The following is a 15,885-nucleotide window of genomic DNA, read 5'->3' as shown; positions in this document are numbered from 1 at the left end:
TTAAGCTGGTATGAAAATGAAGTGGATGTCTTTTTTTGTTGTTTTTCTTTTGGTACTATCTTTTGGGTGCAACAAAATTTCAAAAGACTTAAGAATTCAACCTTGGACTGAAGATCCCTGGTATTGGCAATATAAAGGAGAACCAGTAATGCTGCTTGGAGCCAGCAGCGATGATAATTTGTTTCAATGGCCAAATGAGATATTGATTCCCCATTTGGATTCGATGAAAACGGTTGGGGCAAATTATGTTCGAAATACGATGAGCGACCGGCAAGATAAGGGATTTGAATTGTATCCGTTTTTGCTGGTGGAAGATGGAAAATACAATTTGGATCGATGGAACGATGAGTATTGGCAAAGATTTGAAAACTTTCTTAAGGAGACTCAAAAAAGAGACATTGTTGTTCAGATTGAGGTTTGGGACAGGTTTGATTATTCGCGTAACAACTGGCCTCCCCATCCTTTCAATCCTAAAAACAACATTAATTATTCCATTGAGCAATCGCGGTTAGACTCGGTTTATCCCGATCATCCGGGAGCAAATAAACAACCTTTCTTTTTTACAACGCCCAAACAGCAAAACAATAAAATACTGCTAAATTATCAGTTAAAGGTTGTGGATAAAATGCTTTCGTATGCCTTAAATTATAATCATGTTTTGTATTGCATGGATAACGAAACTTCGGCAGAAGAAGAGTGGGCTGTATTTTGGGCGGAACATATTCTGGGAAAAGCAAAGGAGATTGGTAAAGAGATTTGTGTTACAGAAATGTGGGATAACTGGGACTTAAAATCGGAACATCACAAACGAACCTTTGACCACCCGGAAAGATATGCTTTTTGCGATGTGTCGCAGAACAACCAACAAAAAGGACAAGTTCACTGGGATAATTTTCAATGGGTGAAAAGCTATATCTTGTCAAATCCCCGACCGCTAAATACGGTAAAGACCTATGGCGCCGATGGCGGAAGACACGGAACTACCAAAGACGGACTGGAACGCTGGTGGCGACATGTTTTGGGTGGTGCTGCATCGGTACGTTTTCATCGGCCACCTTCAGGTCTGGGATTATCGAATTTATCAATGAATTCAGTAAAAGTAGCCAGAGAGATTGAAAATACCGTAAAATTATGGCAACTCCGGCCAGCTAATAATTTGCTCTCTGAACGTGGGGAAAACGAGGCGTATTTGGCAGCCTGGCCCGGTAAAAATTATGTTTTGTTTTTTACCAACGGCGGTGAAGTGAATCTCGACCTTTCAGAATTTGAAAAATCTTTCAGCCTTCAATGGTATAATGTGCGGAAAGGAAAACTGTTATCCGAAGAAAGGATTCGTGGCGGAAACCTTGTTCAGTTGAAAGCACCCGGGGATTTGGAATGGGTTGCTGTAATTTCAGGAAATTAAAACCAGCTTTTGTTGAGTAAATTAAAACTGTTTCATATACTCCAAAAAGATTTTTGCAGTTTTATCCATATTTTCGATGGAACCACCGCCGTCAAGCACCTCACACATTTCGTAAACCACCCATCCCTGGTAACCGATTTCTTTTAATGTTTCAAACCAGGTCTTGTAATCGATAATTCCTTTCCCCATCGGCACAGCGCGCATAGCTGCCTGTTCTGCCTTGTAATTGGTAAGGTTGTTTACATAGTTAAATCGTGGATGCACAACATAGTCGGCTGCAATCGTATTTATAATAAAGGGCTTCATTTTTATGATTGATTCCCTGAGTTCTCCTTTTGAAAGGCCTTCCAGTGTTGGAGACCAGGCGTCCCATCCGGCCAGAACATTGGGCATGTCCACCTCTTTTAATAACCAGTGCATTGCGTCGTGGTGAAGTGCAATGTCGTGATGGTTTTGTACAGCAAGCGTAACATTATATTCGGCGGCGAGTTTCCCCGCCATTTTTAATCCTGAAACCACTTCAGCATATTGTTTGTCGTAGGGAATTCCGGGACGTTCATAACCGGTAAATATACGTACCATGTTTGTTCCCAGATCGCTCGCCAGTTTAGCAATTTCGCCTACCCAGGCAGCCTGAATTTCAGCGTTTGGAATCCCGGGCTTATCAATCCCGGCAGTAAAATCGGTATAGCCCGCCAGCCCCACCAGGGTTAGTCCCAGAGAATCAATTTTAGCTTTTAGCTTTGCGCGTGCTGCTTTATCGTAATCGTGTGGCGATACATGCGGGCGTTTGGCGACAAGCATCACCCCTTCATATCCAAGTTCTTTTGCCTTGACCAGGAACTCATCTACAGTTAACTGTGTTTGACCACGCCATACGCCCAGATAACTCACCGAGTGTAAACAGGTTTTTACTTTAAAATTGGCAGGATTTCCAGTAGGAGCCTTTTGTGCAACAGATGCTATGCTCAAAAACAAAAAAGCAAAAATTATTGAATATATTTTTTTCATAATAAACAGTTTAGTTTGGTTCTCAAATTACTAATTTAAACTAGGTATTACAACCTCAAATAAAAAATCACATTTTATCCTTTAGGTATGGTCCGTTTTCATTCCAGAAAACTTCAATATTCGAAATATACCAGGTTTTTCCGTTGTCATTGTTTCCCTGGAAGAACAGATACGTTTTTCCACCGGAAGTTTCAAAAATATGTGGGTGGCCTGATTCGCTTTCGTTCCATTCACCTTTTTTTCCGTTTCGCAAAAAGGGTTGGTCTGAAATTTTCTCCCAATGGATTCCATCGCTGCTTTTTGCGACGCCAATTTGTTGTGGGGCATTATTGTATGAACCTGCATAAAACATATATAACTCGTTGCCTCTCTGAATAACGGAAGCTCCTTCAACACATTTTCCTTCCCAGTCGTATTGAGGGATCATAATCGGTGCATTTTTTGCTTGTTTCCAGGCTTTTTTTGTAAAATTTGAAGATCCTGGCGCCGTTGCAACTCCCTGCATCTGAATTTTGTAATCAGGATCACGGGTGGCAAAATAAAGAAAGTACTGATTCTTAAATTTTATCACTTCGGCGTCGATAGCCCGCCCACAGTTCCAGTCACCTTCAGGTTTAAAAATCGGGTTGGATTTGTCTCTTTCAAATGTAATTCCGTCATTTGAAATTGCATGGCAAATCGCATCGTCTTTTCCATTGCCATAAGTTTGGTAAAACAAGTGTACTTTGTTGTTGTAGACTCTGGCACACGGGGCGCAGAGACCTTTGCTTTCATATTCTCCGACTGGCGTAATTTCACCCACTTTTCCCCAGTGGATAAGATCAGTACTTTCTGCGATTCCTATGTTCCATCCATTTTCAGCGCCTGTTTTATTTGAATAAGGGGGAATTGAAAAGTACATCAGGTATCGTCCCTGTAATTCAATAACATGTGGATCTTTTGCAAAGGGAACTCCTTTTCTGGATATATCTCCATACATCATTTTTTCCTGTGCGACACCCGAAAAAAAAGAAAAGCTCACCAACAGAAAAGATACAATTTTTTTCATTTGTTAAGTGCTTTAATTTCCTGTAATAATATTTCAAAAGCCGGCGAAGCCATTCCTCCATGGTCAAAAGAATCCAGTTCGTAGAGTTTTGTTGTTGTATTCCCGGCTACTTTCATCATTCTCCACATGTAAGCATTTTCTTCGTAACGTCCAAGCATTTCCCGTTCCCGATCGCCGGTAATCAGAATCAAGGGAGGAGCATCCTTTTTAACGTAGTAGAGCGGAGCAAATTCATCAACCACAGGTTGCGTATCCGGGATACCGCGTTCTTTTCTAACTGTCATATGCGTAATGGTATGCCCGCTGAACGGAATAAGCATCGCAATTTCGTCGGCGTCAATTCCGAACTTGGCCAGCCATTTTTTATCCAGTCCAACCATGCTGGTAAGATAACCGCCCGCCGAGTGGCCGGAGACCACTATCTTTTCCGGATCGCCACCATATTTTTTAATATTTTTAAATGTCCAGGCAATAGCTGCCGCAGCATCTTCAAGATATTCAGGACATTTTACCCGGGGATGCAAACGATAGTTTACAGCCACAACGGAAATCCCCTTTTCTTTTAATTTTTCAGGAATAAATTTGTTTCCGGAGGTAATTCCACCTCCATGAAACCAAACGACCGTTGTATAGTTTTTTGTGTCAGGGTAATAAATATCGAGCCGGCAACGCTCATTTATATATGCATCCTTTTGCAGGGTTTCGGTATCTCTGTATAAAATATCTTTTTCAACCGTATAGTTTACTGATTTTGTTTCCTGCGCGTATAAAATCTGGCTAAAACTAATAAGGCCCAAGAGAAGAAATAATGGGAATAATTTGTATTCTTTTTGCATGATAGTTTGATTTTGTGTCACCAATATATAAAGATTTCTATGGAATTTAGTTGAAATACAGATTTTAATTCTGACACAGTTTTTCCCAATCTTAGACAATCATCCGTTTCGTATTCTTTTAAACAAATAATTGTTTTATTTTTAAATAATTACACATCCGTTTTTGTGATTTTTAAATATGCTTGAAGAAAACGAATATTTGATTTTTGTTGTTGAGAACAACAAAATATACAATCGTTTGGTTACCGAATATCTTAAAAGAAATGGTTTTCCTAACGTTAAATCACTCGTGTCGGGAGAGGAGTGTGTTCAAACTATTGAAGAGGGAATAAAACCGGATATTATTATTCAGGATTATTCTTTGGATGGGATCAACGGGCTGGAGGTATTAAAGCAGGTTAAAAAAATTAGTCCTCATTCCGAGTTTATTTTTCTTACCAGTAACGAGAATATGGAAGTTGCAGTGAATACCATCAAGTTCGGAGCTTTCGATTATATTGTAAAAGATAAACTGGCGTTGGAAAAGGTAGTTTACAAAATGCGCAAAATTATTTCCATGTTTAAACTACAGAAAAAGCACGGACAAACAAGAAAGGTTATGTACTTTTTTCTGGCTATGGTTGCTTTCCTGATTATTCTGGCATTTTTTTATTTTGTGATTGGAGTTTTCTGATAATTCGATGTTTTATAGGAAATTAAAAAGGTTGTGCAGAAAACACAACCTTTTTTTGAGTTATTTTTTTTCTGTGTACTCTTTCATTACACGGTTCAGCCAGGGCAGCATTGAAAAAATAAGAATTACTGAAACCATAGCTAAAAGTGCGTTGGTGAGAAAGAAAAATGCTTTGTTGTCATACGTTTGCCACATTCCGGATAATACTCCCGACAGTTTATTCCCGATTGAAGTTGACAAAAACCAGCCTCCCATCATTAATGCTGTAATTCTTGGCGGACTTAGTTTTGAAACCAGTGACAGTCCCATCGGGCTTAAGCACAGTTCTCCAACCGTTATTACGGCGTATGTTCCAAAAAGCCAGCCAGCCGACGCTTTTACTGCTCCGTTTTTGGAAGCAATAACTGCAAGAATCATCACAACTGCTGAAAGGGCTGTGATGACCATTCCCCAGCCAATTTTGGCAGGTGTTGTTACCGGGCCTTTTTTTCTTTTTCGCGCCAGAAAATTAAAAAAGCCAACAACCAAAGGTGTAAACAAAATGATAAACCCGGGATTTATGGATTGAAAGAGTTCCGTTGAAATCAGGTTTACTTTTCCCGTTTCCGGCCAATTTTCTTTGGGGAGATTGTCAAAATAAGGATCAGGCTTTAATTCAGTTACCGGGTGCCCAAACGCATCCAAAACCGGCGCTCCGTGTAAATCGGTTTGCTCAACTTCCCGCATATCTGTTGTTACCACCTGGTTAAGACTTAGCGTTTTTATCGGCTCTTCCAAAAGCTCGGGTACTTGTCGGTTGGTATAGTTTTCAGCCCAAACAGTTAAAGCCGCTCCGTTTTGATGAAAGATAGCCCAGAAAACGATAACCGAACCAAATACAGCCAGCAAGGCCTTAATTGGTTGTTTCTCTTTTTTTTCAGCCGTACGGTAGATATTAAAATAAAAGATTACTACAACCAGACTAAAGAATATAAAAGCATCGGTTGAATCGGAACTAAAAATATTACCGGGTATCATCCATCCAACGGTTCCAGCAACTGCAGCGGGCAGAAATAAGGTGTAGAGTATTTTTTTCATCGGCATATCGTCTTTGGTTGGGGGTGATACTTTATCAACCATTTTTATATTGTCAGTAAAAAACTGGCCTGTCCAAAACCAGATAACTCCGATTAACATTCCAACTCCCGCAGCAGCGAAAGCCCATCCCCATCCGTAGTTAATCCTCAGGTAAGCGGCAATAAAGTTGCAAATAAAAGCACCAATATTAATCCCCATATAAAATATATTGTAACCGCTGTCTTTTAAATCACGGTATTTGGGATTCGAATCGTAGATTTTACCCACCAGTGCAGAAATATTGGGTTTAAACAATCCATTCCCCATAATAATTAGAAGAAGTGATACAAAAAATGCAGTTTCATTGTTAATTGCCAATCCAAAATAGCCGGCTGAAAATAACAAGCCTCCAATGGTTATTGACAACCGGTATCCCAGGTATCTGTCAGCAAGAAGTCCTCCTATAAAGGGGGTTAAATAAACCAGCGCCAGGTATGAACCGTAAATATCACTGGCTTTTACTCCCGAGAAACCCATTCCCGGAAACTGACTGTCTTTGCTTTCAGTCATATATAAAAAGAAAATACCGATTAGAAGGTAAAAACCAAATCTTTCCCACATCTCGGTAAAAAAAAGGACCATTAATCCTTTCGGGTGTTTTTTTTGTTTTCCCATAATTATTCGTTTAGCATTATTTTGATTTCTTTCCCAAGTCAGCAAATATAAAAATCTTTTATCTTCAGAACATGAAATAGATCAGTACATTCCGACAAAATAGCATAGCTAAAGATTTTCGCGGCTTTTAACCCGGTTGATTTCTGTAATAATTTTTTTCGATTCATGGATTTGCATATTCACCGGAGCCTTATAATTTGCTTTTAATTTTTGTATTTTTATTTGTTTATAATAATAGTTATTTATTATTGAAATTTTTAAAGCACACGAATGAAACTTTTTACAACAAAACAAATAGCAGGAATAGACAAGTTTACAATTGAAAATGAACCCATTTCGGATATCGATCTAATGGAGCGGGCCGCACTGCAAATTACCCACTGGCTGGTAAAACGTTTTTCAACAGAACAGAAAATGGTATTTTTTGCCGGCCCGGGAAATAATGGAGGCGATGCGCTGGCTATTGCCCGTCAACTAGCCAATTTGGATTTTGTTTGCGAAGTTTTTTTACTCGATTTTGGGAAAGAGTTAAAAGGGTCACCGGCAATGAACTGGAAAGGCCTGGAAGAACAAAACAAAGTTAAGCTGGTGAAGTTTAAGGATGAAAGTGGATTTCCTGAACTTGGTTTAACTGATGTAATTCTGGATGGGATGTTTGGTTCCGGCTTGTCGAGGCCACTTGAAGGTTTTTCGGCAGCAATTGTTGGGAAGATAAATCAGCTTGAAAATACCAAAATAGCTATCGATATTCCCAGTGGCCTGATGGGCGAAGACAATTCATCAAATATTCCCGGAAATATTATAAAAGCTGATTTTACACTCACATTTCAGTTTCCAAAAATTAGTTTTCTTTTTTCTGAAAATGAAATATACACCGGAAGATGGGAAGCGCTTCCCATTGGTTTGCATCCCGGTGGAATGAAACAAACTCCCTCGAATATATTTTTTATTGAAGAAGAAAATGTAAAAAAGATTATTGTCTCCCGTTCAAAGTTTGCACATAAAGGCAACTTTGGACACGCATTGTTGATTGCCGGCAGCTTTGGAAAAATGGGGGCTGCCGTCTTGGCTTCCAGAAGTTGTTTAAGGGCAGGAGTAGGTTTGTTAACCACGCATATTCCACGTCTGGGGTACTCTGTCATTCAATCTGTAGTGCCTGAGGCAATGACCAGTATCGATCAACATGATGCAATTTTCACAGAGTTTCCTGATTTATCATCCTTTTCAGCCATTGGAGTTGGACCAGGAATAGATAAAAAAAGAAATTCGCAAAAAGCGCTTTGTGAACTTCTCGAAAAAGCCAAAGTCCCTTTGGTAATCGATGCCGACGGTTTAAATATTCTCTCGGAAAATAGCGAATGGCTGCAGAAGCTGCCTGGAAAATCTATATTAACTCCACATCCCGGTGAGTTTAAAAGGCTTGTTGGCAATTCATCCAATTCCTATGAAAGAATTCAACAACAAAAGGAGTTTGCACAAAAGTATCATACGATTGTGATTTTAAAGGGAGCTTATACAGTTATAGCGATGCCCAATGGACAACTGTTCTTTAATTCCACAGGGAATCCTGGAATGGCAACAGCCGGAAGCGGCGATACGCTGACCGGGATTTTGCTTGGATTACTGGCACAGGGAATTTCTTCCGAAGAAGCAGCAATTGCCGGTGTGTATCTGCATGGGCTTGCAGGAGACCTCGCTGCCCGGGAAAAGTCAGAGCCTGCCCTGATTGCGGGAGATATCACGGATTACCTTGGGAAAGCATTTATTGAATTAAATAAGGAGACAAATTAACTTTCAGAGAGTGATTTTTTCTTGAATTGCATAATAAATTCTCTATTTTTAGGTCTTTAAATAAAAAAGATATGAAGAAATTATTGATAAGCATTCTGGTTATTTCGATCGTTATTCCTGCTTTTGGACAAAGAAGAAAAAAGGATGACGAAGAAGCTGTTCCGACCTTTGTAGAGGGAATAGTATATGCCTTACCCCGGACAGGAGTGAGGGTATATGTAAAGGTCGTTCAGGAAAAATTTGTTCCCGGCCCTTATGCAGCATATGCCGAACAGTTGTTGGGAATTACAAATGCAAAAAACAGAGAGGCTGTGAAATGGAGTTTTGAAGACGTGAAAATGGAAACATTTGCTGAGCCTGATCCTGACCAGGTTTATAAAGCCCTGGGAGATGCTTCCTTTTTGCTTAATCTGACACCAGACGGACGTTTGGCGGGTATCAATTCAGAGTTTACTGCTGAGACTGGACCAACAGTGAAAAGCAACGAATTTATTACTACGCCAAAATATGATGATGGATTTTCATTTGAAAATTTTAATGACTCTCCGATGTATACAACAGGAGATTCCACAAATAATTTCAGACCGGTGAGAAAAACTGTTGAGGAGAAAGCGAGCGACGCCGCTTTGCGGGTGTTGGAATGTCGTTTAAATCAGTATGATATCGTTTCCGGTTTGCTTGATGAATTTCATCCCGACGGGGATGCTTACAGAATTAGTCTGAATGAATTAAAGCAGATGGAGAAAAATTACCTGAGTTTATTTACGGGGAGAACCACATATAGCCACGAAGTGTTTAGTTTCGATTTTGTCCCAACAGCTTCAGGTGGTAACGGTGAAATTATTTTTCGGTTTTCCGATGAAAAGGGAGTTGTTCCTTCCACTGATCTTTCCGGAAAACCTGTAATGTTAAAAGTAGAACCTCAGAATGACTTGGAAAAGAAGTATACAGGTCTTGTAAAATCGGATAATCCTGTTGCTGGTGAGAGTGGCGTATACTATCGTATGCCGGGAGTTGGAACAGTGAGTTTAATTTATGAGCTAAAAATCATTGCTTCTGTGCGGACAGCTATTGCACAGTTTGGTTCTGTTGCACCAGTGCCTGAAGAATTATTATTTGGCGATTATAGTTTGAAAATTCATCCGGAAACAGGTGCAATTGAATCGGTTTCGAAGAAATAATTTCGGAGAGATGTGAAAAAAATAAGACATAAAAAAACCGGCCAGCGCCGGTTTTTTTATGTCTTATTAAAATGTGTTATTTGATTCCGTGCATCATTCTTTTTAACATGGGCGCCATCAAAAACAGAATCGCCGCGATAATTGCTGACTGAATTGCAATTAACCAGAAAACCTGAATTTCCATTCCTAATACATCCTGCAGGCGAATCGATATTGCTTTCATTTGTGAAGCAACAAAGTTTCCAGCTGCCCATGAACCCATCCAGATTCCCATCATGGTTGATACCAGTTTTGGCGGGGAAAGTTTGGTAACCATCGACAGCCCAATCGGCGATAAAGAAAGTTCACCCCATGTATGGAACATGTAAACCATACCCAGCCACAACGGGCTCACCAATCTTACTTCTTCTCCGGATGTTGATTTTGAAAAAGCAATGGCCATAATTACAAAACCTAAAGCCAAAAAAGCCATTCCCAATCCAAATTTTTGGGGAGTACTGGGATTAAGCCTAACTCTGTCGAGTTTTACCCACAAAATGCTAAAAAGAGGAGCAAAAGCAACAATATAAAAAGCGTTTATACTTTGAAACCAGGTAGCTGGAATTTCCCAGTTTCCAACCATCCTTTGGGTATTGTCGCGCGCAAATATGTTAAATGTGGTTCCTGCCTGTTCAAAACCACTCCAGAAAAAGACATTAAACAAGGCCAGGATTAGAATAACTCCGACTCTCGACCATTCTGTTTTTCCTGATGTTCCTTTGAAAATACTGGATAAAAGGTAGAGTGTGCCACCAATAGCTACAACGTAAATAATGGTTTTACTTACCGCTGACGGCAAAACGCCCCAACCTACAATGACACCAAAAATAAGGCCTACCAAGCCTACGACATAAATCAAAATGCTTATCCAGTCTTTTATTATCAGGCGTACCCTTTCTGCTTTTACCTTTGGAGGCATTCCTATATAGCCAAGTGTGTGGCTGCGAACAAAAAACCATACTGTTCCAAGTATCATTCCAACACCCGCCGACAAGAATCCATATTGCCAGGCCACCTGTTCGCCCAATTTTCCGGCAACCAGTGGTGAAAGAAATGCACCAATATTTATCCCCATGTAAAAAATGGTAAAGCCACCGTCTTTTCTTGGGTCGTTGTTATCGTACAGTTCACCAACCATGGTTGAAATATTGGGTTTAAAAAAGCCATTACCTGCTATCAAAATCCCCAGTCCTGAGAAAAATAATGTTTTTCGTAATTCAACATCTACATCAGCTCCGTGAAGCCAGGCGCTTGAAGCCAGCAGAAGCTGACCAATGGCCATTGTTAAACCGCCAATATAAATTGATTTGCGTTGCCCAAGCACCTTGTCGGCTAACATTCCCCCGATAATAGGAGTTACATATACCAAACCGGTGAAAATTCCATAAATAGTAAATGCATCAAGTTCCGCCATTTCGAAACCACCGGAAGCAAACGTCGCAGTTAAAAAAAGCACTAACAGTGCTCTCATTCCATAATAACTAAACCTCTCCCAAAGTTCGCTGGCAAATAAAGTTGACAATCCAATCGGATGTCCGAAAAATGCCTTGTTCTTATCACTCATATTAATTTTTTTTGAAAGGGCTAAATGTATCAATTATATCATAACAAATCGTGGATGCATATCAGGTTTTACATTCTTTAACTGAAATTTTATACATTTTGCAAGGATTTTTTGCGAATTTTGACAAATTATTAATTTTTCCTTTTGTTTTGTTATCACATAAAAAAATAAGTATTGTAACAATTTTTGGTATTAAAGAAGCAGCAACAGAAATAAAATATTAAATCATAATCATGAATAATGAAATAAAAAGTATGGAGCCCCGGGAAGTCTGGGGCATTTTTGATCAGATGACAAAAATTCCACGACCCTCCGATCACGAGGAAGAAATTCAGAGTTGGGCGCATAATTTTGGGAAAAATTTGGGTTTGGAAACCTTTAAAGATGATGCAGGGAATATTATAATCCGTAAGCCTGCTTCACCTGGAATGGAAAAACGGAAAGGTGTAATTCTTCAGGGGCATCTCGATATGGTCCCGCAAAAAAACAGCAATAAAGAACACAATTTTGAAACAGATCCAATTGAAGCTTTTGTAGATGCTGACTGGGTAAAAGCCAGGGGTACAACATTGGGAGCAGATAACGGTATCGGGGTTTCTGCAGCCTTGGCAGTATTGGCTTCAAAAACAATTCAACATGGGCCTGTTGAGGTTTTACTTACAGCAACCGAAGAAACCGGCATGGACGGAGCAAACGGATTAGCTCCGGGCGTCCTTCATGGCGATATTCTTATTAATATGGATTCGGAGGACGAAGGTGAATTGTATGTAGGCTGTGCCGGCGGAGAGGATGCCAGTGCTTTGTTTTCCTACACAACAGAAGAAGTGCCCGCCGGTTTCACCGGGATGAAACTAAATGTAACCGGTATGAAAGGGGGACATTCGGGAATGGATATTTCACTGGGAAGAGGAAATGCCAATATGGTTTTTTTTCGTATTCTGAATGCGGCATACGGGAAACTTGGTGTGCGCCTGGCGAGTATTGATGGAGGAAGTTTAAGAAATGCTATTCCTCGTGAGGCTTTTGGTTTGCTTGCAGTAAACGAAGCGGATGTTGCAGATTTTGTAGCCTTGGTTGAAGAAATATCGGATACAATTAAAACCGAACTGGCTGTTACCGAACCCGATTTAAAGATTACTGTTGAGCAGGCAACAGTCCCTTCAGATTTGATAGATAAAAAAACACAGGTTCGTCTTACTTTGGCGGTTATCGCCTGCCCCAACGGGGTAGTTCGAATGAGCGACAGTATGGAGGGGTTAGTTGAAACATCAACAAACCTGGCTATCGTAAAATCGGATGCTTCAAAGAAAACCATTTTATGTGCTGCGTTGATGCGCAGTTCGGTAGATTCGGCAAAAGAGGATTTGGCTTCAAGAATCAGAGCCGTTTTTACCCTTGCCGGAGCTGAGGTGTCTTTTTCCGGTGCCTATCCCGGGTGGAAACCCAATATGGATTCACCCATTTTAAAAACGATGCAGGACGTCTACAATAAAAATTTTAAAAAGATACCTGAAATAAAGGCAATCCATGCCGGACTGGAGTGTGGAATTCTTGGAGGAAAATATCCGAACTGGGATATGATCTCGTTTGGTCCTACCATTCGTTTCCCCCATTCTCCTGATGAAAAAGTAAATATTGAATCCGTAAAAAAATTCTGGGACTTTTTGGTGGTGACACTCGAAAACATTCCTGAAAAATAACCAAACTAGGAAAGAATGCCGTCTTTGTAAAAAGGTGGCATTCTTTTTGGCTTGTAGATCGCAGCTATTCCAAAACCAAACTTCCCTTTTCATCAAACTTCCAGAATGGAGCCCAGGCAATTTCCCATGGATGATTGTCGGGGTCTGCAAAATAGGCATCAAAACCTCCCCAAAAGGTTTCGCGCGGTTCTACCAGAATTTTTGCGCCATTTTCTACGGCTGTATTAAACGTTTCAATTAACGCTTCTTTTGAATCCTGATTGATGGCCAGTGTTACCCCCGAAAAGCCGGATCGTTCAGATGGGATTTCGGCATCCTTCGCCAGTTTGTCGAGTGGATATAACGCAAGCACAATTCCTCCGTGATTAAAGAAAACAATATTTTCGTCACTTCCGTTGGCCGGTTCCCAGCTGAAAGCATTTTGGTAAAAAAAACTGGATTTTTGCAGGTCTTTTACACCTAGAGTAACAATATTTAAACGTGGTTTCATTTCGCTAAAGTTTTAATTTGTGATTTCTGTGTGTTCTTGGTTATAGCTCTTTATTTCAACTTTTTCATTCTAAAAAATCCGCGCAATTCTTCTTTCCGGTTAGACGATAAATTGTGCCAGCGGATTCCCTGGATGGCTCCCTCCAAAGCACAGAGTTTGCTAAAGCAAGCCGTTTCGTCATTGGTCAGAATGCGGACAAAAGCGCTTTCTGTTCCTACCTCCCGCAGCTCTTCGGCGGAAGTAATTCCAACCTGTTCCAACTCATTTTCCAAAACTTTGCTGATGTTGGGTAAATCGCTTAGTTTTTCCATTTTGTTTTTTATCAAATATACAATCTGGCAGGATATAAATTTGACAGTTTTGATTTAAAAATTAGCTTTTGTTCTAAATTTGTCCCATTCAAACTCTTTTCTGTCGTATTCATTTTACATTTGTCTAAAATTTTGGTTATTTAGTTGCGTTAACCAAAGGAGGTTATGGAAAAAAAATCATGTGTTCTTTTTTGTCGCTGTAAAGCTCAGGTCATTTCTCCGGAAACAATGAATGTAATCCTAGGTGGCGTAAAAAATCTCGATGTAGATCTTTTTGAGTTGCAGGATTTATGTGCTTTGACCATCAACGAAAAAGAGGTGTTAAATACCATTGGAAAAGAATTTCAGCAAAAGATAATTGTGGCCTGCTATCCGCGGGCAATTAAAAATATGTTTCTGCAAAACGGGATTGATTTTGGTGATTTTGAGGTGCTGAATTTTAAAGAATTGTCGGCTGACAAGATTTTATCGAAGTTGGAGAATGATTTTAAAATTGAAAAAGGCGAAGCTCGTTATCAGGTTCAGATTACCGATTTGGATGTGCCGGCGTGGTTTCCCGTAATTGATGAATTGTTGTGTTCTAATTGCGGAAAGTGCGCTCGATTTTGTTTGTTTGGCGTTTACAGTTACGATAAAAAAAAGTTGAATGTAGTTGATCCGCTGGCCTGTAAAAATGGTTGCCCGGCATGCGGAAGAACCTGTCCGACTTCTGCGATTATGTTTCCTCGTTTGGCTGAAAACACAGTGCTGGCAGGAGACGAACCCAACGGAAAAAAGGTGTCGATTGATAAAGGAAGTTTGCTTACGACATTGAATGCGCGCAATCAGAACCGCCGGAACATTTTCCGGCAGGGAGTTGTTGAACAAGCAGAGGAAGAACGCCGAAAAGCACTGGCCGAGTTTAAACTGGGAATGGATTTTACAAAGAATGATAAAAAGGATTCTTAAAAATACAGATAGAAGGTGTTTGTACAAATTTGTGTACAACATGGGAGTAAAAGGTTCGCTGAGTTTTGCGCGTTATCAAAAAAGACTGAAGAACGGCGATTTTTTCCCGGCTTTTCATTTTATTTCGGTTACCGACGATTGTAATCTGAATTGCCAGGGCTGCTGGGTGACACATAAAAAGAAAAATGCCCGCATGTCGCCGGAAACATTGAACCGGATTATCAAAGAGACCAAAGCAAAAGGTTCCTATTTTTTTGGAATTTTAGGTGGCGAGCCATTAACATACAAACCTCTTTTTGAGGTTCTGAAAAAGCATCCGGATTGTTATTTTCAGTTGTTTACAAACGGGACATTACTTACGCCGGAAGTGGCGGAAGAGTTGCGGAAATTGGGAAATGTAACACCGCTTATCAGTTTTGAAGGTGATGAAGTGGTGGCGGATGTTCGCCGTAGGGGAAAGAATGTTTTTCGCCGGACCGTGGAAGCGGTTGAAAATGCCACTAACTCAGGATTAATTACCGGTGTGGCTATGAGTGTTTGTAAATCCAACATGGATTTGGCACTTTCTGCTGATTTTATCAAATCGCTGATTCAGAAAAATGTGGCTTACCTTTGGTATTATATTTACCGCCCGGTAGGAGCCGATTCAACTGTTGAACTTGCGCTGGATAAAGCTGAAATTCAGAAGCTTCGGCAATTTATGGTGGATGCACGCTCGCAGTTTGATATTGCGATTATTGATGCATATTGGGATCAGGATGGAAACGGACTTTGCCCTGCAGCAACCGGATTGAGTCATCACATCAATGCATCGGGTTTTGTAGAACCTTGCCCGGTTATTCAGTTTGCCGCTGAGAATGTTGAGGATAAATCGCTTGAGAAAATATATAAGGAATCGGTTTTTCTGGAAGCTTTAAGAAATGAAATTTCTAAGAAAACATCGGGATGTGTAATTATGGAAGACCCTAAATGGCTGGTTGAAACGACCGAAAAATACCATGCAAAAGATTCTTCAGGAAGAGAAAACGAGGCCGAACGTTTAAAAGCGATGCCACTTGTTCCAAGCCACGGTTCCGGAACTCCTGTTCCTGAAAAAGGGTGGATTTACCGCTTTGCAAAAAAACGAGCATTTTTTGGATTGGGAGCATACGGATAAA

General features: G+C 40.2%; 14 protein-coding genes. 7 read left to right on the top strand and 7 right to left on the bottom strand.

The window, feature by feature from the left end:
• Positions 1 to 10: 10 nt before the first annotated feature.
• Positions 11 to 1,405: a putative collagen-binding domain-containing protein gene (locus tag K5G00_RS00665; protein WP_238763335.1), complete on the top strand. Its 1,395-nt coding sequence runs from the start codon at positions 11 to 13 to the stop codon at positions 1,403 to 1,405.
• A 21-nt stretch (positions 1,406 to 1,426) separates the two neighbouring features.
• On the opposite strand, the gene K5G00_RS00660 is transcribed toward K5G00_RS00665, so the two are convergent.
• The 3 genes from K5G00_RS00660 to K5G00_RS00650 form a co-directional block, all read right to left on the bottom strand.
• A complete protein-coding gene (locus tag K5G00_RS00660) occupies positions 1,427 to 2,416 on the bottom strand; it encodes a sugar phosphate isomerase/epimerase family protein (protein WP_238763333.1) in 990 nt (329 codons plus the stop codon).
• 67 nt (positions 2,417 to 2,483) lie between these two features.
• Complete coding sequence (locus K5G00_RS00655) at positions 2,484 to 3,464, bottom strand: family 43 glycosylhydrolase (protein WP_238763331.1); 981 nt, start codon at positions 3,462 to 3,464, stop codon at positions 2,484 to 2,486.
• Complete coding sequence (locus K5G00_RS00650; RefSeq protein ID WP_238763329.1) at positions 3,461 to 4,300, bottom strand: alpha/beta hydrolase; 840 nt, start codon at positions 4,298 to 4,300, stop codon at positions 3,461 to 3,463. The genes K5G00_RS00655 and K5G00_RS00650 overlap by 4 nt, the downstream gene beginning before the upstream one ends.
• 178 nt (positions 4,301 to 4,478) lie before the next feature.
• Here K5G00_RS00650 and K5G00_RS00645 point away from each other — a divergent pair, with 178 nt between their 5' ends.
• The gene (locus tag K5G00_RS00645) at positions 4,479 to 4,973 is read left to right on the top strand and encodes a response regulator (protein WP_238763327.1); all 495 of its coding nucleotides are present in this window, start codon (positions 4,479 to 4,481) and stop codon (positions 4,971 to 4,973) included.
• A 60-nt stretch (positions 4,974 to 5,033) separates the two neighbouring features.
• On the opposite strand, the gene K5G00_RS00640 is transcribed toward K5G00_RS00645, so the two are convergent.
• A complete protein-coding gene (locus K5G00_RS00640) occupies positions 5,034 to 6,704 on the bottom strand; it encodes a peptide MFS transporter (protein ID WP_238763325.1) in 1,671 nt (556 codons plus the stop codon).
• 270 nt (positions 6,705 to 6,974) lie between these two features.
• On the opposite strand from K5G00_RS00640, the gene K5G00_RS00635 reads away from it, so the two are divergent.
• Both K5G00_RS00635 and K5G00_RS00630 read left to right on the top strand, forming a co-directional pair.
• Positions 6,975 to 8,495: an NAD(P)H-hydrate dehydratase gene (locus K5G00_RS00635; protein WP_238763322.1), complete on the top strand. Its 1,521-nt coding sequence runs from the start codon at positions 6,975 to 6,977 to the stop codon at positions 8,493 to 8,495.
• A 71-nt stretch (positions 8,496 to 8,566) separates the two neighbouring features.
• A complete protein-coding gene (locus K5G00_RS00630) occupies positions 8,567 to 9,676 on the top strand; it encodes a DUF4831 family protein (RefSeq protein ID WP_238763320.1) in 1,110 nt (369 codons plus the stop codon).
• 76 nt (positions 9,677 to 9,752) lie between these two features.
• Here K5G00_RS00630 and K5G00_RS00625 read toward each other — a convergent pair whose 3' ends face one another.
• Positions 9,753 to 11,279, bottom strand: a complete 1,527-nt coding sequence (locus tag K5G00_RS00625) for a peptide MFS transporter (RefSeq protein WP_238763318.1) — start codon at positions 11,277 to 11,279, stop codon at positions 9,753 to 9,755.
• A gap of 233 nt (positions 11,280 to 11,512) precedes the next feature.
• On the opposite strand from K5G00_RS00625, the gene K5G00_RS00620 reads away from it, so the two are divergent.
• Positions 11,513 to 12,979: an aminoacyl-histidine dipeptidase gene (locus K5G00_RS00620; protein ID WP_238763316.1), complete on the top strand. Its 1,467-nt coding sequence runs from the start codon at positions 11,513 to 11,515 to the stop codon at positions 12,977 to 12,979.
• 64 nt (positions 12,980 to 13,043) lie between these two features.
• On the opposite strand, the gene K5G00_RS00615 is transcribed toward K5G00_RS00620, so the two are convergent.
• Both K5G00_RS00615 and K5G00_RS00610 read right to left on the bottom strand, forming a co-directional pair.
• On the bottom strand, positions 13,044 to 13,469 hold the full coding sequence (locus K5G00_RS00615) for a VOC family protein (RefSeq protein ID WP_238763314.1): 426 nt from the start codon (positions 13,467 to 13,469) through the stop codon (positions 13,044 to 13,046).
• A 50-nt stretch (positions 13,470 to 13,519) separates the two neighbouring features.
• Positions 13,520 to 13,780: a TfoX/Sxy family protein gene (locus K5G00_RS00610; protein ID WP_238763312.1), complete on the bottom strand. Its 261-nt coding sequence runs from the start codon at positions 13,778 to 13,780 to the stop codon at positions 13,520 to 13,522.
• Between the two features lie 228 nt (positions 13,781 to 14,008).
• Here K5G00_RS00610 and K5G00_RS00605 point away from each other — a divergent pair, with 228 nt between their 5' ends.
• Together K5G00_RS00605 and K5G00_RS00600 are read left to right on the top strand one after the other, a co-directional pair.
• Entirely contained in the window at positions 14,009 to 14,728 is a 720-nt protein-coding gene (locus tag K5G00_RS00605; RefSeq protein WP_238763310.1) for an ATP-binding protein, read from the top strand.
• The gene (locus K5G00_RS00600; RefSeq protein ID WP_238763308.1) at positions 14,709 to 15,884 is read left to right on the top strand and encodes a radical SAM protein; all 1,176 of its coding nucleotides are present in this window, start codon (positions 14,709 to 14,711) and stop codon (positions 15,882 to 15,884) included. Before K5G00_RS00605 ends, K5G00_RS00600 begins: the two co-directional genes overlap by 20 nt.
• The last annotated feature ends 1 nt before the right edge of the window (position 15,885 follow it).

Source organism: Maribellus maritimus (assembly GCF_022267315.1).
Taxonomy (GTDB): domain Bacteria; phylum Bacteroidota; class Bacteroidia; order Bacteroidales; family Prolixibacteraceae; genus Draconibacterium; species Draconibacterium maritimum.
Note: the sequence above shows the minus strand (reverse complement) of the source record. Positions and strands in the feature narration are given on the sequence as shown.